Raw genomic sequence first — 25,241 nt, forward strand, 5'->3', positions numbered from 1 at the left:
CAAGGCCCAAGAGGGGGACAAGCATGATCAAATACACACAGGACCATGAATGGGTGCGCCTTGACGGTGAGGAAGCCAGGGTGGGCATTTCCGACTATGCCCAGAAATCCCTTGGGGATGTGGTGTTCGTGGAATTGCCGGAAGAAGGCCGCACGCTCGCCAGGGGCGATGAGGTGGCCGTGGTGGAATCGGTCAAGGCGGCGAGCGAGGTGTATGCGCCCGTCGGCGGCACGGTGACCGGCATCAATGCCACGCTGGAAGACGAGCCGGGACAGGTGAATGAGAGCCCGGAAGGGGATGGCTGGTTCTTCACCATGACATTGTCGGATTCCAGTGAACTGGAAGGCCTGATGGATGCGGCGGCCTATGCGGATTTCGTCGCCACGCTGGACTGAGGCCGCGCACCGCGGGCGCCCGCAAAGGGGGTGCCCACAAGACGGGAGAGCATGATGCGTTATCTGCCCTTGAGCGAGACCGACCGCGCGGACATGCGCCGGGCCATCGGCGTGGATCATGTGGATGATCTGTTCCGGGATGTGCCGGAAAGCGCGCTGAACCCCGCGCTGGACCTGCCCGACCATCAGAGCGAGCTTCAGGTGGAGCGGCACATTGCCCGGCTTGCCGCGCGCAATGTTCATGCGGGCGCGGGGCCGTTCTTTCTGGGCGCCGGGGCGTATCGCCATCATGTACCCGCCAGCGTGGATCATATCATCCAGCGCGGTGAATTCCTGACCGCATACACGCCCTATCAGCCGGAAATCGCCCAGGGCACGCTTCAGGCCATTTTCGAATTTCAAAGCCAGGTGGCCACGCTGACCGGCATGGATGTGGCCAATGCCAGCCTTTATGACGGCTCCACCGCCTGCGGCGAGGCCGTGTTGATGGCCCTGCGCGCCACGCGGCGGAAAAAGGCGCTGATCGCGGGCAATCTGCATCCCCACTATACGGCTGTTGCCGAAACCATGACCCGCTTTCTGGATGAAAGCGTGGACGTGCTGTTCCCGTCGCCGGACGATGCGGCCCGCGACGATGCGGCATTGATCGAAAAGCTGGACCGGGACGTGGCCGCCGTGGTGGTGCAGAACCCGGACGTATTCGGCCATGTGCGGGACTTGACGGCGCTGGCCGAGGCGGTGCACGCCAATGGCAGCCTGCTTGTGGTGGTGGTCACGGAAGCGGTGTCGCTGGGCACCATGACACCGCCCGGCGCCATGGGCGCCGACATCGTGGTGGGTGAGGGGCAGAGCATCGGCAACGGCCTGAATTTCGGCGGGCCCTATCTGGGCCTGTTCGCCACGCGGGACAAGTTTCTGCGTCGGATGCCGGGCCGCCTGTGCGGCGAAACGGTGGATGCGGACGGCGCGCGCGGCTTCGTGCTGACCCTATCCACGCGGGAACAGCATATCCGCCGGGAAAAGGCCACGTCCAATATCTGCACCAATTCGGGCCTGTGCGCGCTGGCCTTCACCGCGCATATGAGCCTGCTGGGCGGCACCGGCCTGCACAGGCTGGCGCGCTGGAACCATCGCCGGGCGCAGGCGCTTCGGGATGCCGTGGCCCGTGTACCGGGGGTGGCGGTGCTCACGCCCGCCTTTTTCAACGAACTGACCGTGCGGCTGCCCGGCCCCGCCGCGCCGCTGGTGGATCGGCTGGCGGCGGACGGCGTGATGGCGGGTGTGCCCGCGTCCCGGCTTTATCCGGGGCGCGGCCTGGATGATCTGCTGATTCTGGCCGCCACGGAACTGAGCGACGATGCGGACATTGCCGCGCTTGAGACGGCAATGCGGGAGGCACTGGCATGAGCATGAATACGCAGGGCCGGCCCAGCAGCCCGGTGGCGATGACGCAACCTGAAGACCATGAGAGCTTTTCCGGTCATCGCGGGCTGGATCTGAAGGAGGGCTTGATCTTCGAGATTGGCGACACGCGCGAGACCGGCGTGGACTTTCCCGGTTTCGATGATGATGGCGCGCTGGACATGGCCGGGCTGGAACGATCCGCGCCGCCCGCGCTGCCGGGCCTGAAGGAACCGCTGGTGCAGCGCCATTATACCCGGCTGAGCCAGAAGAATTACGGCATCGACATGGGGCTGTTTCCGCTTGGTTCCTGCACCATGAAGCACAATCCCCGGCTGAATGAAAAGCTGGCCCGCCTGCCGGGCTTCCTGGACCTGCATCCGTTGCAGCCCATGGGCGCGGTGCAGGGCGCGCTTGAACTGATGGAAGAGCTTTCCCGCTGGTTGACGGAACTGACCGGGATGCCCGCCGTGGCGCTGTCGCCCAAGGCGGGGGCGCACGGGGAGTTGACCGGCATCATGGCGATCCGCGCGGCGCTGGAAGCCCGTGGTGACGCCCGAAAGGTGGTGCTGTGCCCGGATTCGGCCCATGGCACCAACCCGGCCACGGCGGCCTTTTGCGGCTACCGGGTGAAATCCATCCCGGCGACGGATGCGGGCCGGGTGGACCTGCCCGCGCTGCGGGAGGCGCTGGATGACAGCGTGGCGGCGGTGATGATCACCAACCCCAATACCTGCGGCCTGTTCGAGCGGGACATGATCGCCATAGCCGAAGCGGTGCACGCGGCGGGGGCCTTCTTTTACTGCGACGGGGCCAATTTCAACGCCATTGTGGGCAAGGTGCGGCCCGGCGATCTGGGCGTCGATGCCATGCATCTCAATCTGCACAAGACCTTTTCCACGCCCCATGGGGGCGGCGGTCCCGGCTCCGGCCCGGTGGTGTTTTCCGACCGGCTGAAGGATCATGTGCCCTTGCCCTATTGCGTGCGGGACGGCGAAGGGTTGCGGCTGAAGGAATGGCCGGACGGCCCGGATGATCCCGCCTTTGGCCGCATGACCGCCTTTCAGGGGCAGATGGGCATGTATGTGCGGGCGCTGGCCTATATGCTCAGCCATGGCGGCGACGGTCTGCGGCAGGTGGCGGAAGACGCGGTGCTGAATGCCAATTACCTGCTGGCGCGCTTGAAAGACGATCTGAGCGCCAGCTTTGACGGCCCCTGTATGCACGAGGTGCTGTTCGATGACCGTTTCCTGAAGGATTCGGGCGTGACCACGCTGGATTTCGCCAAGGCCATGATCGATGAGGGCTTCCACCCCATGACCATGTATTTCCCGCTGGTGGTTCATGGCGCCATGCTGGTGGAGCCGACGGAAACGGAATCAAAGGCCGATCTGGATCAGTTCGTGGACAGCCTGAAAGGTCTGGCCCGCGCGGCAAAGGCGGGGGAGCTGGAGCGCTTCACCGCCGCGCCCCATTCAGCCCCCTTAAAGCGGCTGGACGAAACCCGCGCCGCCCGCCACCCGGTGCTGCGCTGGCAGGAAGAGCAGCAGACCGCAGCGGAATAAGACACGCCGTCTCTACCGCCGTCCCGCCACAGCACGGACCCATCCCTTGGTCGCGACCGCGCCCCGCTTGCCCCAACCTATCTTCTACCGCCATCCCGCCACTGCGCGGGATGAGCGGAGGCCACGACCGTGGCCCGCCGCCAATGCGGCGCCCATTTGGAGCCGGGCCGCGTAAGCGGCCAAGGCGTGAAATCAAATAAGCCCGCGCCCCGCTTACCCCAACCTATCTTCTACCGCCATCCCGCCACTGCGCGGGATGAGCGGAGGCCACGACCGTGGCCCGCGGCAAGTGCCGCGCCCCCGCGGAGCGCGTGCGCAGCACGCTTGCGTGAGGGCAAACAAAGCCGGGCCGCGCAAGCGGTCAAGGCGTGAGCGGTTAATAACCCCTTTATTTCCCCAGCGTGTCTTTCACCGCCGCTACCAGTGTGTCGGATTGCGGTTCCACCTTGCTGTCGAAATAGGCTTTGGGCGTGCCGTCCGGCGCGATCAGATATTTGTGGAAATTCCACGCGGGGCGGGAGCCTTCGCCCATGCGATCGGCCAGCCAGTTGTAGAAGTCCGCCGTGCCTTCCTCGCCATTCACCTTCATCTTCATGGTCATGGGGAAATCCACGGAATAGTTCATCTTGCAGAAGCGCTTGATGTCCTGCTCGGAGCCCGGCTCCTGCCCGCCGAAATCATTGCTGGGCACGCCGATCACCACCAGCCCGTCGTCCCGGTACTGGTCCCACAGCGCCTGAAGCCCCTCATATTGCGGGGTGAAGCCGCAATAGGTGGCGGTGTTCACCACCAGCAGGGTTTTGCCCTTGTACTGATCCAGCGGCATGGCCGACCGGTCGATGGATGTGAGGGTGAAATCGAATGCGCTCTTGCCGTCCCCGGCGGTGGCGGGCAGGGCCAGGGCCGCCGTGGCCATGATGGTGATGAAAAATCGTTTCAGCATGGGTCGCTCCCCCCGTGAAATTGCACCTGCCCCTATAGTGGGGCGGTGCGGGTGAAAAGCAAGGCCCGCTCGGTGTCTGCCTTGCTGCGCGACGGGCGTGGTTTGACGCAACAGAGCTGTCTGAAAACGCCCGCCCGCTGCCGGTTTCTTGCTTTTCGGGGCAAGGGCGCGCGCCGGGGCCGCTTCCGGGTGACAGGGGGGTGCGTGGTGCGTTAAGAAAAGAGTAACTTTCATATGAAACCGGTTTGTCGGGAGACGCGGCATGGATGACCAGATTGCCCAGAAAATGACCCATAGCGCGGAGGCGAGCGGCCTCGGTGCGGTGCGCGCACGCTTTCACGCGGACGAGGCGGAGGTGGTGGGCGATCTGCGGGCAGCCTATCCGCTGGACGGGCCGGGCCGCGCGGCGGTGTCCGCCGCCGCCAGCGCCATTGTGGCCCAAAGCCGCGCCATGCGGGAGGATCAGGGCAGTCTTGATGCCTTTCTGGCGGAATTCGGCCTGTCCAATCAGGAAGGCGTGGCGCTGATGTGCCTGGCCGAAGCGCTGTTGCGCGTGCCGGATGACCGGACCAGGGATCAGCTTATCGCCGAAAAGATTCGATCGGGGGACTGGTCATCCCATCTGGGCCATTCGGATCGCGTGTTCGTCAATGCTTCCACATGGGCGCTGATGCTGACCGGGCGGGTGGTGTCGCTGGATGACGGCATCACGAAAAGCCCCGGTGCCTGGATCAAGCGCATGGTCAGCCGTACCGGCGAGCCGGTGATTCGCGGTGCCGTGGGGCAGGCCATGAAGATCATGGGTCGTCAGTTCGTGTTTGGCCGCTCCATCGCGGAGGCACTGTCCCGCCAGGCGAAGCAGCCGGAGGAGCGCCGCCGCATGTCTTTTGACATGCTGGGCGAGGGGGCGCGCACCATGGCGGCGGCAGAGCGCTATTTCGAGATGTATGCCGATGCGCTGGAACAGGTGGGCCAGGCCACGGGCGTGGATGGCGCCAGCCCGCACGAGCGGTCCAGCCTGTCGATCAAGTTGTCGGCGCTGCATCCGCGCTATGACAGCCTGCACGAGGACCGGGTGCGGGCCGAAATGCTGCCCCGTGTGAAGACGCTGGCCAAGCGGGCGCGGCACTATGACATTCAGATGACCATTGATGCCGAGGAAGCGGATCGGCTGGACCTGTCGCTCCGGTTGTTCAGGGCGCTGGCGGAAGACCCGGAACTGGCCGGCTGGGAAGGGCTGGGCCTGGCGGTGCAGGCCTATCAGAAACGGGCGCCGGAGGTGGTGGACTGGCTGGCCGATCTGGCCCGCGCCACCGGGCGCCGTTTCCCCGTGCGGCTGGTGAAGGGGGCCTATTGGGACACGGAAATCAAGCACGCCCAGATCGGCGGAGAGGCGGACTATGCCGTCTTTACCCGCAAGCCCAATACGGACCTGTGCTATCTGGTGACGGCATCGCGGATGCTGGATGCGGGCGCGGCCTTTTACCCGCAGTTCGCCACCCATAACGCCCATACCATCGCCGCCATCGCCCATATGGCGGGGGATCGGCCGTTCGAATTCCAGAAGCTGCACGGCATGGGCGATCTGCTGTACGAGGCGGCGGGCCGGGCGCTGGGCCAGACCATCACCACGCGCACTTATGCGCCGGTGGGCGCCCATGCGGACCTGCTGCCTTATCTGGTGCGTCGGCTGCTGGAAAACGGCGCCAATTCCAGCTTCGTCAACCGGTTCATGGATGCGGATGTGCCGGTGGAGGAAATCGCCACCGACCCTTATGAGACCACCGGCGGCGATCGGGTCCGCCATTCGGCCATTCCCCTGCCGGGTGATCTGTACGGCGCGCGGCGGCGCAACAGCAAGGGCATCAACCTGTATGACGAGACCCAGCGGGACGCTTTCCTTGCCGCGATTGAGCGCGCGTCCACCCGCGAGGTGAACGCCACCTGCCTGATTGGCGGAAAGCCCGGCGGTGGTGCGGCCGAGCCGGTGATGAGCCCGTCCGACGGGCGGGAGCGCGTGGGCAGTGCCGCCTTTGCCGAACCGGATGATCTGGAGCGCGCCGTGCAGGCTGCCGAGGCCGCCTTTCCCGCCTGGGACAGCCGGGGCGGCGCGGCGCGGGCGGCGATCCTGCGCCGCATGGCGGATGCGCTGGAAGCCCATATGGCGCGCCTGAGCGACGTGCTGATCCGCGAGGCGGGCAAAACACTGGATGACTGCGTGGCGGAAGTGCGCGAGGCGGTGGATTTCCTGCGCTATTACGCGGTGCAGGCGGAAGATGGCTTCGAGACGCCCATCGAATTGCCCGGTCCTACCGGGGAAAGCAACCGCATGATGCTGACCGGGCGGGGTGTGTTCCTGACCATCGCGCCGTGGAATTTCCCGCTGGCCATTTTCACCGGCCAGCTTGCCGCCGCCTTGGCGGCGGGCAATACGGTGATCGCCAAACCTGCGGAGCAGACATGCCTTGTGGCCCATGAGGCGGTGCGCCTGTTCCATGAGGCGGGCGTGCCGGAAGATGTGCTGCATCTGATCCTCGGCCCCGGCGCGGATGTGGCGGCGCCGCTGGTGGCGGATGCGCGCATCAGCGGTGTGGCCTTTACCGGGTCCACCCGGACGGCCCGCGCGATCAACCGAACGCTTGCGGCGCGGGACGGGGCGATCGTGCCGTTGATCGCGGAGACCGGCGGCCAGAACGCCATGGTGGTGGACAGCACCGCCCTGCATGAGCAGGTGGTGGATGACGTGCTGCTGTCCGCCTTCGGGTCCGCCGGGCAACGCTGTTCGGCGCTGCGGGTGCTTTATGTGCAGCGCGATGTGGCTGACCGGTTTCAGGATATGCTGGTGGGCGCCCTCAAGGAGCGGCGGGTGGGTTATCCCGGCAATCCGGCCACCGATGTGGGGCCGATTATCGACCGGCAGGCGCTGTCACGGCTGGAAGCGCATGTGAGCCGGATGGAGCGGGAAGCCCGGCTGGTGGCCCGTGCCGACCTGACCGACGGCACCCAGTATGGCACTTATCTGGCGCCGCATATCTTCGAGATCGACGGCATTCACCAACTGGACGGCGAGGTTTTCGGCCCGGTGCTGCATATTGTGCGCTTCGATGCGTCTGAGTTGGACAAGGTGATCGCCGCGATCAACAGCACCGGCTTCGGCCTGACCTTTGGCGTGCATTCCCGGCTGGAAAACCGTTGGGCCACGCTGTTTGACGGGGTGAAGGCGGGCAATAGCTATATCAACCGCAACATGACCGGCGCCGTGGTCGGCGTGCAGCCCTTTGGCGGGCAGGGCCTGTCGGGCACCGGGCCGAAAGCGGGCGGGCCGCATTATCTGTACCGCTTCGCCAATGAACGGGTGTTGACGGTGAACACCGCCGCGATCGGCGGCAATACGGCCTTGTTCAGCCTGTCGGATGGCTGAGGCCACCTGAATCAGGCCGGGTCGAACAGGGAATATTGGCCGCGCGCCGCATCCTTCAGTGCGGCCCGGTTCGGCGGTGTGAAGGCACTGCAATCCAGCCGTATCGGGGCCTGGCGGTTCAGCCCGACGGCGCGGGCGGCCATGTGAAAACGCTGGCGCAGCAACGCCCCTTCCATGCCCTGGGCGCGGAAGCGGTCATGAAAGCCGGGATCGTTGAGCGCGCCCCCGTGCAACGCCCGGACACCGGAAAGCACCTTGCCCGCCCGGTGGGGGAAATGGGTGCGCAGCCATTCCTCGAACAGGGGGGCCACTTCGCCCGGCAGGCGCAGGGGGATGAAGCCCGCCTCCCGCGCGCCGGAGCGTGCCGCGGCCTGTAACAGTTCTTCCAGCAGATGGTCATTCAGGCCCGGTATGACCGGTGCCACCATCACGCCCACCGGCACCCCCATATCCGCCAGCACCCGCATGGCATCCAGCCGCCGGGTGGGGGTGGTGGCGCGGGGCTCCAGCGTGGCGGACAGTTTGTGGTCCAGCGTGGTGAGGGACAGTGATACCTTGACCAGATTGCGCCGGGCCATGTCCGCCAATATGTCCCGGTCGCGCAGGATCAGCCGGGATTTGGTGAGCAGCGTGACCGGATGATTGTGCCTGTTCAGCGTTTCCAGTATTTGCCGCGTGGTTTGCGTTTCCTTTTCCACCGGCTGATAGGGGTCGGTATTGGTGCCGATGGCGATGGGCTTCACCTGATAATTCTTGCGGGCGAGATCGTGGCCCAGGCGCTCCGCAAGGCCCGGTTTAATGGTGATGCGCCGTTCGAAATCCTGCCCCGGTGACAGGCCCTGATAGGCATGGGTGGGCCGGGCGAAGCAATAGATGCAACCATGCTCGCAGCCGCGATAAGGATTGATGGACCGATCAAAGGGTATGTCGGGGGAGCGGTTGCGCATCAGGGCATGGCGCGGGGTTTCCGGCGTGATTTCCCGCCGGGGGCGGGATTCCGCCTCGGCGGCCAGGCCGTTCCAGCCATCATCCACCAGCAGGGTTTCGAAGCGCTCGTACCGGCCCGCCGGATTGCCGACCGCACCCATGCCCTTGCGTACAAGGCCGGTGGCGGGCGCGCTCCCGTGGGCGTCTCTGTGGGCATCCCCGCCGGCCCCCGTGCTCGCGCCCCCATAAGCGCCTGTGCGATTGTCATGCGACATGTTCATGGCCACAATCTACACCATGAACAAATCAGGAACAAATCAGGAACAAATCAGGAACAAACAAAAAATGGTCCCTGTGGGGCATGTGGGCAAGGCCCGGTTTTTTGAACCCGGACCTGCCTTTGCGCTACCCCCTGAACAGGTCGCCGCTCAGGCGGTCCAGCAGGGCCATCACCCTGGCGGATGCGTCACCCGCACGATCCACCGCATCCACGGCGGTGGCCAGGTCGCCCCGTTGATAGGCTTGCGCCGCCTCAATACCGGCCCTGTGCACCTCGCTGTGGGGCGATTCCAGCTCCTGAAAGGCGGGGTGGTTGGTGATGGCCGGGTCATCCAGCCTATCCGCCCATTGGCCCAGGCGGCATTTGTGGTGGTCGGCCAGTTCGTTCGGGTTCAGGCGCATTTCGCCAGCCAGCATTTCCGCCAGTTTGCGCATCCACATCACATGGTCCGCCTTGGCCACTTCCAGCGTGGCATAGGGCAGGTCGGCCTCAAGCACGCTGTCGATTCCGGCCTGTAGCGGGCTGTCCAGCTCCTTCAGGGCGGCGATCGCATCGGCCACGGTGCGCACCGTCTCAGCGCTCTGGCCGGAAATGGACTGGATGGTGCCGGAAATTTCCTGCGCCGCTTCGGTTTGCTGGGACAGGATGGCGCTCACGTCCTGCATTCGGGTTTTCACGCTGTCCACCGTTTCGGCCAGTCGGGCAATGGCGTCCCCGGCGGTGCCTGTGGCGTCCTGGCCGGTGCGGGCGTTCTTTTCCGCATCCCCCATGCTGGTGACGATGCCGTCGATCTCGTCGCGCAGGTCGGCGATCCGTTTGCGGATATCTTCGGTGGCGCGGGCGGTCTGCTGGGACAGGGTTTTCACCTCGCTGGCCACCACGGCAAAGCCCTTGCCCGCTTCCCCGGCGCGGGCGGCTTCGATGGTGGCGTTGAGCGCCAGCAGGTTGGTCTGCCCGGCGATGCCGTCAATGGTATCCACGATATCGCCGATATGAACCGAGGCTTCCGCCAGCCGGTTCACCTTTGTCACCGCTTCAGCCACGCCTGATGCCACGGAATTCATGGTGTCCACCGCCGTGTGGGCGGATTGGCGGCCCGTATCCGCTTCAGAACTGGCCTGTTCCGCCTCGGCGGTGGCCTGGCTGGCGTTTTCGGCAATCTCCGAGACGGACTGAACCAGTTCCTCCGACGCGGCGGCGATGGACTGGGCGCCGTCATCCACCTGGCGCGCGGTGCGCATCAGCCGGGCCACGCGGGTCACCCCCTTGTTGGCGCCCACGGCGATGGTTACGGTGCGGCGCAGGCGATCGCGGGCCTGGCTGTCTTCTTTGCCGGATCGCGCGGCAAGCAGGCGGTCTATCCGGCGTGCCAGTGGATCATCCGGCGTATTGCCCGCTTCACCGGATTCCAAAGCGGCCAGATAGGTTTCCAGATTGGCCAAGCGGGCTTCGCTTGTGTGTTCCTGATCCATGATATTCGCCTCCCCTTGCCAACCCGCGCCGGGCCTGCTCGATAAAACTTTAACGGATCGAAGCAGAGCGCCCGGCCCGCGTCAATGCGCGTTTATGGCGCGGGGCAGGGGGGGCTCAGGGGATGGGGTGGGGGTCGTCCAGATAGGCGCGGGCCTTTTCCACCGGCATGGGCGGCGCGATCAGATAGCCCTGGGCGTGGCTGAACCCGGCTTCGCGCACCAGCGCAAGCTGATCCGCGCTTTCCACCCCTTCCGCCACCACGGACAGGCCCAGCCTGCGGCCCAGTTCCACCGCGCATTCCAGCACCATGCGCGCCCGGTCGCTGCCGGTGGCGGCGCGGATGAAGGCGCGGTCCACCAGCAGCGCCTGAAAGGGTATGTCCGCCAGGGTGATGAGGGTTGCAAAGCCGCCGCCGAAATCGTCCAGCGCCAGCGAGAAGCCCCGGTCATACAGGTCCTTGATGGCGTCGATCGGGGGATGGTCCAGATCCAGGCTGCTGTCCTGCACTTCCAGCCGCAAAAGCGCGGGGGGCACATCGAACTGGCTGGCCAGCGAAGCCACCACGTCGGCGAAATCCGGCTTGGCCAGGTTGCGGTTGTCCACATTTACGGACAGCGGCACGGACACCCCCTCTCCGGCCCAGCGGCCCTGCACCTCCGCCGCCAGTTCCAACATGCGGTAGGTGAGCACGTCCATATAGCCTTTTTCCAGCGCCAGTTTCAGCACCGCGCCCGCCCCCAACAGGGCGCCGCGCGGGCTGCGCCAGCGGGCCAGCACTTCGAAGCTGGACACCCGATTGTCGGCCAGGTCCAGACGGGGCTGTAAAAGCGGGGTCAGGCCATCCGTCATCAGGCCACGGACGAATTCGGTTTCCATCAGAACCGGGCTGTCGCCACCCACGCGCCGATCCATTATGCCGGCGAGCAGGTCGGTCAGGTCATTGGCATTGAGCGGCGGTTCCAGATGGCCCAGCAGATTGATGCTGTAGGCCAGCGCCATATCCTCGGCATGGGCGAGCCGCGCCGGGTCACCGTCGGACACCAGAACCACGGATGCCCCCTTGCCGCCCCTGGCGAGCGCCTGAAGGCCGCTTTCCAGGTCCGCCCCCAGCGCGCCCATATGGACCAGAAGGGCGTCATAGTGTTCCGTGGCAAGCACTTCCACCGCCTGATCCAGCGTGGCCGCATGGGCGATCGGCGTGCCATGCTGGCTCGATGCCCGGTGGGCGGCGTCGCGCAGGGTGCCGGTGGCATCCACCACCAGAATATGCGTGTCCATGCGTTTTCCCCTCAGGGCCATGCCCGGCCCAACCATTACCACCGGGCGTTTCCCGCGCGGAAGTGTAGGGCCACCATCCAACCCGGCGCAAGCCCGCACCAAAGCGAGAGCGCCAATCAAACCGCCCCCACAGACCGATCCGACCTATCCGACGGGCGCGACCGCGCCCCGCCGCCCATGCGGCGCCCTCGCGGAGCGGTGAGCGTCAGCGAACAAGCGTGAGCGGAAACCAAGCGCGCGACCGCGCCCCGCCGCCCATGCGGCGCCCTCGCGGAGCCGCAACGCGCAGCGTTCAGGCGTGAGCGGTACACAAACCTCGCTCCGTCCGCACCAACGTCGCCTCTACCGGTGCTGCCTCACGGCAGCGCCGGAGGCCACAAGCGCGCCCCGCCGCCTATGCGGCGCCCTCGCGGAGCCGCAACGCGCAGCGTTCAGGCGTGAGCGGTACACAAACCTCGCTCCACCCGCACCAACGTCGCCTCTACCGGTGCTGCCTCACGGCAGCGCCGGAGGCCACAAGCGTGGCCCGCCGCCAGTGCGGCGCCCTCGCGGAGCCGTAGCGCGCAGCGCTCAGGCGTGAGCGGAATCAAAGACCTCTAAACATTAAACCGGAACAGCAGCACGTCGCCGTCGCGGACCAGATAGTCCTTGCCCTCAAGGCGCATCTTGCCCTGTTCCTTGGCGCCCACTTCGCCGCCGCAGGCGATATAGTCGTCAAAGGCGATGGTTTCGGCGCGGATGAAGCCCTTTTCAAAATCGGTATGGATCACGCCCGCCGCCTGCGGCGCGGTGGCGCCCTTTTGCACGGTCCAGGCGCGGGCTTCCTTCGGGCCGCAGGTGAAGAAGGTAATCAGGTGCAGAAGGTCATAGCCCGCCCGGATCACCCGCGCCAGGCCGGTCTGGCCGAGACCCAGCGTTTCCAGAAATTCCGCCTTTTCGGCTTCGTCGTCCAGGGTGGCGATTTCGGCTTCCACCGCGGCGGAAATCACCACTACGCCGGCGCCCTGTTCGCTGGCCATGGCTTCGGCCTTGCGGCTCAGCGTGTTGCCGTCGGCGGCTTCGTCCTCGCCCACATTGCACACATACAGCACCGGCTTGGCGCTCAGCAGTTGCAGATTGCGCAGCAGGCGGGCTTCCTCCGCGTCCGCCGGTTCCAGCAGGCGGGCGGGCTTGCCATCGGCCAGCAGGGCGATGGCCTTGTCCACCAGCTTCATGGTGGCGACGGCTTCCTTGTCGCCGCTTTTCACCTTGCGGGTCAGGCCGTCCTTGCGCTTCTCCAGGCTGTCCATGTCCGCCAGCATCAGTTCGGTTTCGATGGTTTCGGCGTCGGCCACCGGGTCCACCCGGCCATCCACATGGGTGATGTCATCATCCTCGAAGCAGCGCAGCACATGGCAGATGGCGTCCACCTCGCGGATATTGGCCAGGAACTGGTTGCCGAGCCCTTCCCCCTTGGAAGCGCCCTTTACCAGCCCGGCAATATCCACGAAAGACAGCCGCGTGGGGATGACGCTGGCCGAGCCCGCGATCTGAGCCAGCTTGAACAGGCGCTCGTCCGGCACCGGCACTTCGCCCACATTGGGTTCGATGGTGCAGAAGGGGTAGTTTTCCGCCGCTGCCGAGGCGGTATTGGTCAGCGCGTTGAACAGGGTGGATTTGCCCACATTGGGCAGGCCCACAATACCGCATTTGAAACCCATGAATTCTAATCCTTGTTCCTGTTGCCGGGACGCAATGACCGGAGCATGGCCGCCATCGGCCCGTCCGCTTTCTTTTCCGCCACGGTCTTTTCCGTGGCTGGCCTGTTCGAATCTGCTTTTCGGGGGGCATTGGCGGCCTGTTTGGGTGCCGTGTCCGTATCGGGTCGGGCGCCCAGGCAGGCGGCAACATCGCTTTGATAGCGCGGCGCATCACCGGCCACCAGATGGTCGATGGGGCGGGCGAGGCAGTCCAGCAGATGGGGCAGGTCCGCCTTTTCCGCACTGTTGAAATCCCCCAGCACATGGCCGGTGACCATGGCCTTGTCGCCGGGATGGCCGATACCGATGCGCACCCGGCGAGTGGCATTGTCGAACTGCGCGTCGATGGACCGCAGGCCGTTATGCCCCGCATGGCCGCCGCCGGTCTTGAGCCGCACCTTGCCGAAAGCCAGATCCAGCTCGTCGTGAAAGATCACCACATCGTCCGGCGCCAGCTTGAAGAAGCGCGCGGCTTCCGCCACCGGGTGGCCGCTGCGGTTCATATAGCTTTCCGGCTTGAACAGCAGAACCTTTTCCCCCGCCAGGCGACCTTCGCTCATCTGGCCCTGAAAGCGCGCGCGAAAGGCGGGAAAGCCGTGCAGCCGGGCAATGGCGTCCACGGCCATGAAGCCCACATTGTGTCGGTGCCCGGCATATGCCCGACCGGGATTGCCCAGCCCTACCAGAAGCAGCATGGTCGCCTCTCTTTGTCTGTCACACCGGTGCGCGGTGGAAGCAAAAGGGGCCGGCCAGCATATGCCGACCGGCCCCGAAGACACGCCAGCGGAGGATTATTCCTCTTCGCCTTCGTCGTCCGTCCCGGCGCCCTGAACGGTGGTTTCGGGCTCTTCCGCTTCTTCCTCTTCAGCGCCTTCCTCGGATTTCAGGCTGCTGGGTGCGGAAATGGTCAGGATGGTGAAATCCCGGTCGGTGATGGTAGGCTGGCAGCCCTTGGGCAGGTCCACATCCGAGATTTTGACGGCTTCGTTGATGTCCAGCCCGGCCACGGAAATAGTCAGCTCTTCCGGGATGTCATCCGCGGGCACGTCCAGTTCCACTTCGTGGCGGGTGGCGGTGACAACGCCGCCGCGCTTCACGCCGGGGCTTTCCTCCTCACCGACCACATGCACGGGCACATTGACCACCACGGTGGCGCCTTTTTCCAGGCGCAGAAAGTCGATGTGCATGATCAGGTCATTGGCCGGATCGAGTTGCAGATCCCGCGGCAGGACGGTGGCCTGCTTCTTGCCACCATCAACGGTGATCTTGAAGGTCTGCGACAGGAAGTGCCCCTTGTTGATCAGGGCCTTGATCCGGTTATAGGGAAGCTGGATGGATTCCGGCTTTTTGGACCCGCCATAGATCACGGCGGGAATCAGGCCGGCGCGGCGAACGGCGCGGGAGGCTCCCTTACCAACCCGGTCGCGCGATTCCGCCTCTAGGATTTCCGTATCGGACATCGATGTCTCTCCAAATTTCAAGCCCCACCGGCCCATCCGGTGCGGGACCGCCACTTCCTCCAGGGATGCAAGGGCGGATTGCCCGGTGGCACAGTCCGGCCACCGGGTCGGGCGCGGAATACAGCCTTTTGTCGCCTTTGGCAAGGGGATTCCCCTGCTGGAGAAGGCTCGCACCACTCTCGGAAATGTGAAAAGTTGTGTCGGGTTTTCAGTAAAATTGAATGAAATTGTTTACAGCATGGAAATCCGCCTGTCTGATAATGATCACATGGTTGTTTTGAAATTCTTGTGCACCTGTCTTGTGATCGTTGGCCCTGGTCGGCGATGGGCGGCAGGATTGCTTGCAGCGTTCTTCCTGGGTCTCGTGACAATGGAGGCCGCCCCTTTTGCACGGGCGGCGGATGGGCCGCTGCGCGCCGTGCTGCCAATGTACACCCACGGCGAAACCGCCTATGCCCGCGCCCTGGATGGTGGCGGTGTTGAAGGGCCGGGCGTGACCCTGTTCCGCTGCGCCATGGCCCGGCTGAAGCAGGATGTGGTGATCCGGCTGGCGCCGCTGTCCCGCGCGGGGCGGTTGCTGGAAAGCGACCGTCATCTGATCTGGTTCCCGGTGGCACTGCGGGATGCGGGGCCGCGCCAGCCGCGCCAGGCAGGCCCGATGGCGACACTTGAAACCCGCTGGCACGTGCTGAAAACCGCTACGCTGACGCCGGACGATCCCGCCTTTATGCAGCAGGCGCGGGCCACCGCCTTTCACGGCTCCCGGCTGAGCAAGGAAATCCAGAAACTGGGCATGACCTTCGTGAAGGGCAGCGCCGAACCGAAACGCCTGTTGGGAATGCTTTATACGGGTGAGGTGGATGCCGTTCTGTCCGTTCCGCTTGAACGCACGCTGGAACCGAAAGCCAGATTGCAGATGCAGTCAAAGGTGGACGTTTTTCCCTATCGCACATGGGAGATCGGCTATGAGGTCTCCCGCGGGCTGATGGCGGATCACCCGCGTTTCCCGGCGGATTTTGATACGGCCCTGTCCTGGTGTATGGATGGCGCGCCCGCCCAGCAACAGGCCGGTGCGGGCACGGGCGCCACACCCCCGAAGGACGAGGGCGCTTCCCGCTGAGGAAGCGGCCCCCGCGCCCCGCGCGCTGACCGGCTGGATGCCCGGCCTGGGCGGGTCAGTCGAACAGGCTGGAAACGCTTGTGGAATGGGCAATGCGGTTCATCGCTTCCGCCAGCAGCGGGGCCACGGTCACTACCCGCACCTTCTCATTGGCGACCACGTCCGGGCTTGGGCGGATGCTGTCCGTGACCACCACTTCCTCGATCACGCTGTCGGTAATGCGCTCCATGGCCGGGCCGGAAAACACGCCATGCGCCAGATAGGCGGATACGGACTTGGCGCCGCCTTCCACCAGCTTGGCGGCGGCATTGCACAGCGTTCCCGCGCTGTCGCAGATATCGTCCACCAGCACGCAGTGCTTGCCGTCCACATCGCCCACAATATTCATGACTTCCGACACGCCCGCCCGCTCGCGGCGTTTGTCCACGATGGCGATGGGGGCATCCAGGCGCTTGGCATAGGCGCGGGCACGCACCACGCCGCCCACATCGGGCGAGACGATCATATTGTCCCGGTCGCCATATTTTTCCCTCAGGTCCCGCACCAGTACGGGCATGGCATAGAGATTGTCCGTGGGGATATCGAAAAAGCCCTGAATCTGGCCCGCGTGCAGGTCCATGGTCAGCACCCGGTCGGCGCCCGCCTTGGTGATCAGATTGGCCACCAGCTTGGCGGATATGGGCGTGCGCGGGCCGGGTTTGCGGTCCTGCCGGGCATAGCCGAAATAGGGCAGCACCGCCGTGATCCGCTTGGCCGATGCGCGCCTGAGCGCGTCAATGCAGATCAGCAGTTCCATCACATTGTCATTGGCCGGATTATGGGTGGGCTGAATCAAAAAAACGTCCTCACCGCGGACGTTTTCCTGTATCTCCACAAAAATTTCACCATCGGAAAATCGCTTCACCGACGCCTTGGTCAGCGGCATGTTCAGATAGGCGGCAATGGCCTCTGCCAGTGCCGGATTCGCATTCCCGCTCAGGATTTTCATGCCCACGGTCGGCTCTCCCCTGTTCGCCCCTGATCGTTGTGGATGGCCTTGCCATGGCCAGGCCCCAATGCGGGCGCCGCGCCCGCCTGCGCGATGGTCTTTATCAGCACTTGGCGCGCCCTGTAAAGCGCCCCGCGCATAAGACGCAAAGCGCCCCTGCGCAGGGGCGCATCCATGCCGGTTACAGCCTGATGGCCGCCACCTGTCGCCCATAATCTTCCGCCCCCGCCTGCCGGGAACGGCGATAGGAGAAATAGTTCCGGTGGGTCAGCGTGTCCGCCAGCGGCCCGTCCGGCGCGGCAATGCCCAACTGTACCAGGCGATCCGCCACATAGCCGGGCAGGTCGAACTGGCGGTGGTCTTCATCCCGGCCAGCGCTGAAAAAGCGGGCGGACCCGGCGTCACGGGCGAGAAAGTCCGCCTCGAACCGGCTGTCCACTTCATAGCTGGGGGCCGTGATCACCGGCCCGATGGCGCCCCGGATGGCCGTGCGCCGGGCGCCGAGCCGCTCCATGGCGGTGATGGCCGCATCCACAATGCCGTCCCGCGCGCCGCGCCATCCCGCATGGACGGCGGCCACCACGCCCGCCTCCGCATCGGCCAGCAGAAGGGGGGTGCAGTCCGCCGTCAGAACCCCGATCACCAGCCCCGGCGTGGCGGTGACCAGTGCGTCCCCCCTGGGGCGGTCGCCGTCAAAGGGGGCGGACACGGCAATGGCGTCGGCGCTGTGGTGCTGATGGGCGGTCAATAGCGGGCCGCCGCCGCCCAGGGCCGCCACCACACGGCGGCGGTTTTCCGCCACCAGATCGGGCGAATCGTGCGATCCCACGCCGCAGTTCAGGCTGTCATACAGCCCCGTGGACACGCCGCCCCGACGGCTGAAAAAGCCGTGTGTGACGGGCGCAAGCGCGGCGGCGCGTTGAAAGGGCGGCTGGGTCATGGTTCCAGTGTGGCGGCGATCGGGCCCAGCGTCAAAACCTTGAACAGGGTGCCCATCTGATCCGGCGCGGTCAGCCTTTTCAGCGCGGCCAGAATATCCCGACGGGTGCTTTCATCGGCCCCGGCGGCCAACTGTTCGGCGCGCAGGCCCAGCCCCGCTTCCATCAGCCAGGCCCCCTGATCGGCGATTCGGGCGGGAATGCCCTGTTCTTCGGCAATGGCGACCAGCGCGGCAAAATCCACATGGGCGGTGATGTCGGCGGTGCCGGGCGCCGCCAGCGGATCGGCATAGGCATGATCCTTCACCGCCTGCACCGTGTCGCCCGTGCCAGGCCGGTGGCTGCCATAGTCGATCAGCACCGCCGCGCCGCCGTGGCGGCTGAGCCGATCCGCCAGTGTGGCCACCAGGCTGCGGGCGGCGGGGCACACTTCCAGCACGGTGCCATCGGGCGCGGCGGCGGTGCGGCTTTCATCCAGCAGGGCAAAGGCGGCGCCGGGATGGGTCAGAACCGGCACCAGCCGGGGCGTGTGGGCGGTGTCGTCCGCCAGGCCGATCCGCCGCTCCAGCCACTGGCCGTCGCGCTTTTCGAACTGGTGGACGGGCAGGGCGTCCAGAAATTCGTTGCCGAGCAGAAAGATCGGCCCGTCCGGCAGGCTGTCCGGGGTGGTGTGGTGGATCACATCGGGCACGGCCTGTTTCTGAAGCGTCTTCAGGCGGGCGCTGGCTTCCACCATGTGCGGGGCCAGCGCTTGGCGGGCGGCGGGCTGCACGGCCAGTGCCCGGCGCATGTCCGCCATGCAGGTGCCGCGGCCCGGCCCCAGTTCCACCAGCAGGCTGTTTTCCGGGCGGCCCGTCCGGTCCCAGAAATGAGCCATGGTCAGGCCGATCACTTCGCCGAACATCTGGCTGATTTCCGGCGCGGTGATGAAATCCCCCGCCGTGCCGAACACCTGCTTTTGCTGATAATAGCCGTGGCGCGGGTCCATCAGGGCGGCGGTCATGTAATCGGCCATGGTCAGGGGGCCTTCCGCGCGGATGCGGCGGGCCAGCCGGTTCAGCAGGGGCGCGGGGGCCGCCATCGGGCTCAGCCCTTCCGGCTTTGGCGGGGTGCGGGCAGGCGGTGTGCATGGGCGGCGACCCACAGAAGAACGCCCACCGCCACCATGGGCAGGGACAGCCATTGCCCCTGCGACAGGCCCAGGCTCAGGCCCAGATGGGAATCCGGTGCGCGGAAAAATTCCACGATGAAGCGGGCCGTGCCATAGCCCGCCACGAACACACCCACCAGCGCGCCGGGCGCCCGCCGTGCCAGCCCCGTCAGGCGATAAAGGCCGATCAGGACGGCGAACAGCAGCAGCCCTTCCAGCCCCGCTTCATAAAGCTGGCTGGGGTGGCGGGGCAGGGCCGCCGGGTCTGCCGGAAACACCATGGCCCAGGGCACATCGCTTGGCCGGCCCCACAGTTCGCCATTGATGAAATTGGCAAGCCGCCCCAGGAACAGCCCCACCGGCGCGATCACGGCCACCCGGTCCCCCACGCGCCAGAGCGCCAGTGCGTGCTTGCGGCAGAACAGGATCAGCGCCAGCACCACGCCCAGAAAGCCGCCGTGAAAGGACATGCCGCCATCCCACAGCCTTAGAATCTGGCTGGGATGGTCCAGATAATGGCCGAGATTGTAGAACAGCACATAGCCGATCCGCCCGCCCGCGATGACGCCGAGCATGGCCCAGGTCAGCAGGTCATCCACCTGTGTTCGGCTGATGGGCGCATCCGGCGTTGCGGCCTGCCGGCGGACGAACCACCAGCCGATCAGCAGCGCCAGTATATAGGCCAGCGAATAATAGCGGATCGGCACGGGGCCGATTTCCACCATCACCGGCCCGATATCGGGAAAGGTCAGGACAGCCACCGGCAGCAGGGCGGAAAGGCTGGCGATGGCATCAGCGAAAACGGACATGGAGCGCGCCTTGTTTGACTTGGGTGGGCGCATCTTGGCGGCCCGGTTCCGTGTGTCAAGGTTGGCGTGACGCGGGCGGGGCGGTTGTCAAAACGCCCGTGGCTTGCCATATCAATAGATTATGATCGCCGCGAACCCCATCGGATCGTTCCCCTGGGGCGCGCCCCGCTGGAAGGAGCCTACCCATGCAGACCAATTCACGCTTTTTCGATGATCTGGCCAATCTGATGTCCGGTGCCGCGGGGGCCATGAACAGCGCCCGTTCCGAGATGGAAGACCATTTCCGCCAATGGCTGCATCAGCAGTTGCAGCAGATGGACCTGGTAACGCGCGACGAGTTTGACGTGGTGCGCGACATGGCCACCCGCGCGCGGGAGGAGAATGCCGCGCTGAAGGCCGAGATCGAGGCGCTGAAGGCCGCGCCGCGCGGGTCCGCTTCCGGCAAGGCGGCCACGGGTGGCAAGGCAAGCACCGCCAAGGCAAGCACTGCCAAGGCAAGCACCGCCAAGGAAAGTGCTGGCAAGGCAGGCGCCGGTAAAGGCGCATCGGGCAAGAGCGCGCCGGGCAAGGCTTGACGCGATCAAGGCTGACTGAGCGCGAAGGGCAAATCGCATGAGCATGGGGTTTCGGTGCCAGGGCACCGGAACCCTTTGTGATTCCGCGATTTTTCGGCCTTTTGCACAAATTATCCACAGAAAAATGCACAGCCGGGCGGTTCGGGCCTTGCCAGCGGACTCGCCCGGTGGCACGCTATATGTGGTGTTGGTCTTCTGAGAAGGAGCCAGATACTGTGACTTTGGCCTTGTCATTGCTGATGCATTAACCGACGCACGCCGGGTTCGTCGGTTGGCCCTGCCGCGACGGACCTGCAAGGGCGCCGGAAACACCGGGGGGAAAGGCACCATGACCACGCTGGCCACCGAGACGCGCAGCGCCGCGGCCACCAATCCGGTTGACCTGGCCGAGGATCTGGCCGGGATCAATGACTGGATTTATGAACGGCATGACGACAATGAGCTGATGCTGTTCCTGAACGGTCATTATACCGATTTGCAGTTTCGCCTGTTCTGGCGGGACGATTTTCGCACATTGCAGTTTGCCTGCCTGTTCGACATGAAGGTGCCGGATTCCTGCCGGGACAGCATTTACAAGGCGCTTGGCCTGATCAATGAGCGCATGTGGATCGGCCATTTCGAATTCTGGGCCGATGAAGGGGTGCTTTTGTTCCGCCATGCCAGCCTGGCGGCGGACCCGGCCATGGGTCGCTTTTCCGCTGATCATCTGGCCACCATCATCGAAACGGCGGTGGGGGACTGCGAGCGCTTCTACCCGGTGTTTCAGTTCATCATGTGGGGCGGTCAGTCCCCGGAAGAAGCGGTGGAATCCGCCATGCTGGACGTGGCGGGCTCCGCCTGACCGGCGGCAGCGCGGGGGCGGGTATGTGGCCTCTTGCCAAAGGCGGGGCGGGGCGGCATGGTCGGCACTGTTCCTGAACCCCTGAACCTACCCCCTTGAAACGGGAGCCCCGCGCCATGCTCAGTGATTTTACCGCTCGTGAACCGCTCGTTCTGGTGGGCTGCGGCAATATGGGGGCCGCCATGGCCACCCGCTGGCTGGACAGGGGGCTGGACCCGGCCGCCTTTCATGTGATCGACCCGGTGGCGAAAGCCGCGCTGGACGGGGCCGACCCCGGCCATTTCCATGAAAGCCCTGACAGGCTGCCCGGCTCGGTGCACCCACGCATGATCGTGGTGGCGGTCAAGCCCCAGATCATTGCCGATGTGCTTGCCGCGCTGGAGCCGGTGCTTGCGGCTGATACGCTGGTGGTGTCGGTGGCGGCGGGCACCGCCATGGATAGCCTGCAACGCGGTCTGGGCGGGCACCGGTGCATTGTGCGCGCCATGCCCAACACCCCCGCCGCTGTGGGGGCCGGGGTCACGCTGCTGTATGCCGGTTCGGGTGTGGAAGAGCTTGACCGCGTTCTCGCCGGGCAGTGCATGAGCGCCGTGGGCCGGGTGTTCTGGATGAAAAGCGAAGACCAGCTTGATGCGGGCACGGCCATTTCCGGCTGCGGGCCCGCCTATTGCTTTCATATGGTTGAGGCCATGGCCGCCGCCGCCCGCGATCTGGGCCTTGAGCCGGATATGGCCGAGGACATGGCCCGTCATACCCTGATCGGTGCCGGTGCCCTGCTGGCCAGCCGGACGGATGTGAGCGCGGCGGACCTGCGCCAACAGGTGACCAGCCCGAACGGCGTGACGGCGGCGGGGCTGGAGGAACTGAAGGACGGGGGCGAACTGGTCAGCCTGATGAAGCGAACGGCGCGCGCCGCGCTGAAGCGGGCACGGACCCTGGCAGGCCGATGACGGCCCCGCCCGCAGCAACGCCGCCTCTACCGCCATCCCGCCACTGCGCGGGATGAGCGGAGGCCACAAGCGTGGCCCGCGGCAAGTGCCGCGCCCTCGCGGAGCGGTGAGCGCAGCACGCTTGCGTGAGCGGCGAACAAATCCCGCACCAACGCCGCCTCTACCGCCATCCCGCCACTGCGCGGGATGAGCGGAGGCCACAAGCGTGGCCCGCGGCAAGTGCCGCGCCCTCGCGGAGCGCGCGCGAAGCGCGCTTGCGTGAGCGGAAACAATGCCGGGCCGCGCAAGCGGCCAAGGCGTGAGCGGAAAAATGTAATCGATTGCAAAGGGGGGATGTCGGCTCCGGGGGGGAGTGGGAGGGGGGGAGGACCCCGGAGCCGACCAAGACGGATTGAACCGTCCCACGCGCCTCATTCGGCGTTGGAGGGGATATAATCCTGACCGTTCGCTCAGAGAATAGCCGATTTTCGATAGCTGCCATGCAAAAAATGCATGGTTAACAATTATTTAACCTCGACTTTTTTGCCATGTATAAATTCCCATGCCTTTAAATGAAGTCCGCAAGGCTTGCGCCGTCGATGTAGATTTTCATGGCTCGATATATCAAATTCATTACGTATATGAGGTATGGGAAATACATTCGAATCTATGGAGAAAAAAGATGGTTTAAGAGCGTTTAGTTCCCAAATAGACCGAAGATCAAATCCGTTTTCTGTCTCATAAAAATGCCAGAAGTTCCTATGTATACCATCATTTTTATCAAGGTAACTAAAATCTGAGTATAGATGCCATGCTATATTATTATAACCGGCGGCAAATTCATAACCTATTCCCCCGCAGGCAACTATATTCCAGCTTTTTAATTTTATTTTTTCTGGATTCAATAATTTTTTAATGTGTTCTTTTTTGTATCCATGTTTTCTTCCTTCATTTAGAAAAACATCATTTATGAATTCTTCAGAATTTTGCAATTTTCTCCAAGTATTAAAAAGAAAATTATACGATATTAATTGTCCAATAACGTCACCTCTATGTATTTGATCGCTGGTAAATATTTTCATTTCCCATAAATGAAAATTACCTCTCTCATCGATCTCTATAAGGTCGCATAGGTATAATGGCACCTCCCTTTTTCCGCGGGTTTTGTCTTGGCTATAATATAAAGGAAAATTATTCATAAATATTCGATCAGGAAATTTTTCTTTGGCGATTATCGTGAATTTCCTTTCAAAGAACTTTTCGCTTCGTGATTTTTTCATAGCCAGTCCGTTTCCGACCGGATCTGCCGGATCATGAAATCCCGGAAGAGATTGACACGCTGGGAGCCTTTCAGCTCCGGCGGATAGCAATAAAAACTGCGGAAGGTGGTGCCTTCCTCTTCCGGCAGGACGCGCACCAGTTTCTTGCGGTCATGCACCAGATAATCCGGCAGAACCGCCAGGCCCAGCCCCGCTTCCACCGCGTGCAGCACACCGTACAGATTGTTCACCTGAAGCCGGGGGGCGCGTTTGGTCCCTTTGGATACGGCCATCAGCCAGTTCAGCCCCTTGATGGTGGGGGAGCCGGTTTCCCCGAAGGTGATCAGGTCATGATGGTCCAGATCGCGCCTGCTGCGCGGCGTGCCCTTGCGGTCCAGATAGGCGGGGCTGGCATAGATATGGGCGTGGAAGGTGGCCAGCGGTCGGGCGATCAGGTCCGCATGTTCCGGTTCGTGCAGGCGGATCGCCACATCCGCCTTGCCGGTGGACAGGTCCACATCCTCGTCATCCAGGATCAGCTTGATGTCGATATCGGGATACTGTTCCAGAAACTGGTTGAGATGCGGGGTGAGCCACACGGCCCCGAAGGTAACCATGGTGGTGACCCGCAACAGGCCCGCCGGTTTTTCCCGGCTTTCCATCAACTGGCGCTCGGTTTCCTCGATGCGGCGCACCACGTCTTCGGCGGTGGCATAAAGCCGCCTGCCGTCTTCCGTGAGCACCAGGCCGCGGGCGTGGCGGGTGAACAGGGCTGTACCAAGGCTTTCTTCCAGGGTGCGAATCTGGCGTGAAATAGCGGATTGGCTGCTGTTCAGGGCGGTGCCCGCGCGGGTGAAACTGCCCGACTGCGCCACGGCGTGAAAAATCCTCAGCCTGTCCCAATCCATTCATGATCCCCATTGCCCACTGCGCCCGCCCTTTGTGGTGCGCGATTGTTCGGTTAAAGTATTTCTAACATGACAGGGGGTGACAAGGGATGTTCGATTCCACCCTTTTTAAAAAAGCGGCCAATTATTTCCGGGCCAGTTTTCCCAATGTGACCCCGGAAGCCGTGGTTAGTTTTCTGTATGTGGCGGGCAAGGACCGGCCCACGGCGGGCGATGTGGCGCGCGCCCTTGGCCTGAGCGAGCCGGAAGCCTATCGTCATTTGTCGCTGTTGTCCGAGGGGCGGGGTGTGGGCCTGCTGCACTTCACCAATATGGGGGACGGGCGCAACGCGGTCGGCCTGACCGAGGCGGGCAAGGCGGCGGTGAAAGGGTTGGAAGGGGCCTTTGAGGACAGCCCCTTTGGCGATGAAGATGCCGTGGACGACCCGGATGACGGTGCCGCCGCCCCGCGGCAGGCAGCAGAGGGCGGGCCGGAAGCGCCGCCCGAACCAGCAAGCCCCGAACCAGCAAGCCCCGAACCAGCAAGCCCCGAATCTCCTCCTGAGCCCCATGCCGCGCCTGACCCCGAACCGGCGCCGGCGCCCTCATATGACCGTCCGCATGAAACCGATGCGGCGCCCGTGTCGTCGTTTGATGAGCAGCCCCCAGGGCCCGAATCATCAGGGGATCGGGAATTTCCCCATGACCCCCCGCCGAACGATCCGCAGTCCCCGGTGCAGCCTGCCATCGGGGGCGGGCAGGGTGCCTTTGGGCATGATGACGGGGATTATGACGATCCCTTCAACTGAAAACGCCCGGCCCCTTTGTGCAAAGGGCCGGGCGCCGTGCGTTTCGCCGTCGCC

At 64.4% G+C, this 25,241-nt stretch carries 22 protein-coding genes; 9 read left to right on the forward strand and 13 right to left on the reverse strand.

The genetic code is table 11. The features are described from left to right. Positions 1-23 precede the first annotated feature (23 nt). From gcvH to gcvPB, 3 genes are read left to right on the forward strand one after another with little or no spacing between them, the layout of a single operon-like run. The gene (gene gcvH, locus WGH93_RS02875; RefSeq protein ID WP_374763348.1) at positions 24-395 is read left to right on the forward strand and encodes a glycine cleavage system protein GcvH; all 372 of its coding nucleotides are present in this window, start codon (positions 24-26) and stop codon (positions 393-395) included. Positions 396-449: 54 nt separating this feature from the next. Then, positions 450-1,802 carry an aminomethyl-transferring glycine dehydrogenase subunit GcvPA gene (gcvPA, locus tag WGH93_RS02880; protein WP_374763492.1) on the forward strand — a complete coding sequence of 451 codons (1,353 nt, stop codon included), beginning with the start codon at positions 450-452 and terminating at the stop codon, positions 1,800-1,802. Next, a complete protein-coding gene (gene gcvPB, locus WGH93_RS02885) occupies positions 1,799-3,361 on the forward strand; it encodes an aminomethyl-transferring glycine dehydrogenase subunit GcvPB (protein WP_374763349.1) in 1,563 nt (520 codons plus the stop codon). The genes gcvPA and gcvPB overlap by 4 nt, the downstream gene beginning before the upstream one ends. Before the next feature lie 388 nt (positions 3,362-3,749). Here gcvPB and WGH93_RS02890 read toward each other — a convergent pair whose 3' ends face one another. Continuing rightward, positions 3,750-4,304, reverse strand: coding sequence for a glutathione peroxidase (locus tag WGH93_RS02890; RefSeq protein ID WP_374763350.1), 555 nt, complete (start codon positions 4,302-4,304; stop codon positions 3,750-3,752). A 262-nt stretch (positions 4,305-4,566) separates the two neighbouring features. Here WGH93_RS02890 and putA point away from each other — a divergent pair, with 262 nt between their 5' ends. Further along, positions 4,567-7,725: a bifunctional proline dehydrogenase/L-glutamate gamma-semialdehyde dehydrogenase PutA gene (putA, locus tag WGH93_RS02895; protein ID WP_374763351.1), complete on the forward strand. Its 3,159-nt coding sequence runs from the start codon at positions 4,567-4,569 to the stop codon at positions 7,723-7,725. Positions 7,726-7,736: 11 nt separating this feature from the next. Here the strand turns inward: putA and WGH93_RS02900 are convergent, their stop codons facing one another. From WGH93_RS02900 to WGH93_RS02925, 6 genes are all read right to left on the reverse strand, one after another. Beyond that, a complete protein-coding gene (locus tag WGH93_RS02900) occupies positions 7,737-8,933 on the reverse strand; it encodes a PA0069 family radical SAM protein (RefSeq protein ID WP_374763352.1) in 1,197 nt (398 codons plus the stop codon). Positions 8,934-9,057: 124 nt separating this feature from the next. Further along, positions 9,058-10,404 carry a methyl-accepting chemotaxis protein gene (locus WGH93_RS02905; RefSeq protein ID WP_374763353.1) on the reverse strand — a complete coding sequence of 449 codons (1,347 nt, stop codon included), beginning with the start codon at positions 10,402-10,404 and terminating at the stop codon, positions 9,058-9,060. A 115-nt stretch (positions 10,405-10,519) separates the two neighbouring features. Continuing rightward, the gene (locus WGH93_RS02910) at positions 10,520-11,683 is read right to left on the reverse strand and encodes an EAL domain-containing response regulator (protein ID WP_374763354.1); all 1,164 of its coding nucleotides are present in this window, start codon (positions 11,681-11,683) and stop codon (positions 10,520-10,522) included. A gap of 596 nt (positions 11,684-12,279) precedes the next feature. After that, positions 12,280-13,383: a redox-regulated ATPase YchF gene (gene ychF / locus WGH93_RS02915; RefSeq protein ID WP_374763355.1), complete on the reverse strand. Its 1,104-nt coding sequence runs from the start codon at positions 13,381-13,383 to the stop codon at positions 12,280-12,282. A 5-nt stretch (positions 13,384-13,388) separates the two neighbouring features. Beyond that, positions 13,389-14,117 (reverse strand): aminoacyl-tRNA hydrolase, encoded by a 729-nt coding sequence (pth, locus tag WGH93_RS02920; protein ID WP_374763356.1) that lies wholly within the window; start codon positions 14,115-14,117, stop codon positions 13,389-13,391. A gap of 96 nt (positions 14,118-14,213) precedes the next feature. After that, a complete protein-coding gene (locus WGH93_RS02925) occupies positions 14,214-14,882 on the reverse strand; it encodes a 50S ribosomal protein L25/general stress protein Ctc (protein ID WP_374763357.1) in 669 nt (222 codons plus the stop codon). 370 nt (positions 14,883-15,252) lie between these two features. On the opposite strand from WGH93_RS02925, the gene WGH93_RS02930 reads away from it, so the two are divergent. Next, entirely contained in the window at positions 15,253-16,002 is a 750-nt protein-coding gene (locus WGH93_RS02930) for a hypothetical protein (protein WP_374763358.1), read from the forward strand. 55 nt (positions 16,003-16,057) lie between these two features. Here WGH93_RS02930 and WGH93_RS02935 read toward each other — a convergent pair whose 3' ends face one another. The 4 genes from WGH93_RS02935 to lgt all read right to left on the reverse strand — a co-directional run bounded on the left by WGH93_RS02935 (position 16,058) and on the right by lgt (position 19,887). Next, positions 16,058-16,990 (reverse strand): ribose-phosphate pyrophosphokinase, encoded by a 933-nt coding sequence (locus WGH93_RS02935; protein WP_374763493.1) that lies wholly within the window; start codon positions 16,988-16,990, stop codon positions 16,058-16,060. Positions 16,991-17,171: 181 nt separating this feature from the next. Continuing rightward, on the reverse strand, positions 17,172-17,930 hold the full coding sequence (pgeF, locus tag WGH93_RS02940; RefSeq protein ID WP_374763359.1) for a peptidoglycan editing factor PgeF: 759 nt from the start codon (positions 17,928-17,930) through the stop codon (positions 17,172-17,174). Continuing rightward, positions 17,927-19,009, reverse strand: a complete 1,083-nt coding sequence (locus WGH93_RS02945; RefSeq protein ID WP_374763360.1) for a class I SAM-dependent methyltransferase — start codon at positions 19,007-19,009, stop codon at positions 17,927-17,929. The genes pgeF and WGH93_RS02945 overlap by 4 nt, the downstream gene beginning before the upstream one ends. 5 nt (positions 19,010-19,014) lie before the next feature. After that, positions 19,015-19,887, reverse strand: a complete 873-nt coding sequence (lgt, locus tag WGH93_RS02950) for a prolipoprotein diacylglyceryl transferase (protein WP_374763361.1) — start codon at positions 19,885-19,887, stop codon at positions 19,015-19,017. A gap of 185 nt (positions 19,888-20,072) precedes the next feature. Here lgt and WGH93_RS02955 point away from each other — a divergent pair, with 185 nt between their 5' ends. From WGH93_RS02955 to proC, 3 genes are all read left to right on the forward strand, one after another. Next, positions 20,073-20,462: an accessory factor UbiK family protein gene (locus WGH93_RS02955; RefSeq protein ID WP_374763362.1), complete on the forward strand. Its 390-nt coding sequence runs from the start codon at positions 20,073-20,075 to the stop codon at positions 20,460-20,462. A gap of 328 nt (positions 20,463-20,790) precedes the next feature. Then, positions 20,791-21,303: a type III secretion system chaperone family protein gene (locus WGH93_RS02960; RefSeq protein ID WP_374763363.1), complete on the forward strand. Its 513-nt coding sequence runs from the start codon at positions 20,791-20,793 to the stop codon at positions 21,301-21,303. 116 nt (positions 21,304-21,419) lie between these two features. Beyond that, complete coding sequence (gene proC / locus WGH93_RS02965) at positions 21,420-22,253, forward strand: pyrroline-5-carboxylate reductase (RefSeq protein ID WP_374763364.1); 834 nt, start codon at positions 21,420-21,422, stop codon at positions 22,251-22,253. A 503-nt stretch (positions 22,254-22,756) separates the two neighbouring features. Here proC and WGH93_RS02970 read toward each other — a convergent pair. Then, on the reverse strand, positions 22,757-23,512 hold the full coding sequence (locus tag WGH93_RS02970; RefSeq protein WP_374763365.1) for a hypothetical protein: 756 nt from the start codon (positions 23,510-23,512) through the stop codon (positions 22,757-22,759). Then, positions 23,509-24,399 carry a LysR family transcriptional regulator gene (locus WGH93_RS02975; protein ID WP_374763366.1) on the reverse strand — a complete coding sequence of 297 codons (891 nt, stop codon included), beginning with the start codon at positions 24,397-24,399 and terminating at the stop codon, positions 23,509-23,511. Before WGH93_RS02975 ends, WGH93_RS02970 begins: the two co-directional genes overlap by 4 nt. An 89-nt stretch (positions 24,400-24,488) precedes the next feature. Between WGH93_RS02975 and WGH93_RS02980 the strand changes: the two genes are divergently transcribed. Further along, positions 24,489-25,187, forward strand: coding sequence for a hypothetical protein (locus WGH93_RS02980; protein ID WP_374763367.1), 699 nt, complete (start codon positions 24,489-24,491; stop codon positions 25,185-25,187). Positions 25,188-25,241: the final 54 nt, after the last annotated feature.

The sequence above is a fragment of the Yunchengibacter salinarum genome (assembly GCF_037658235.1).
GTDB lineage: Bacteria > Pseudomonadota > Alphaproteobacteria > Sphingomonadales > Kordiimonadaceae > Yunchengibacter > Yunchengibacter salinarum.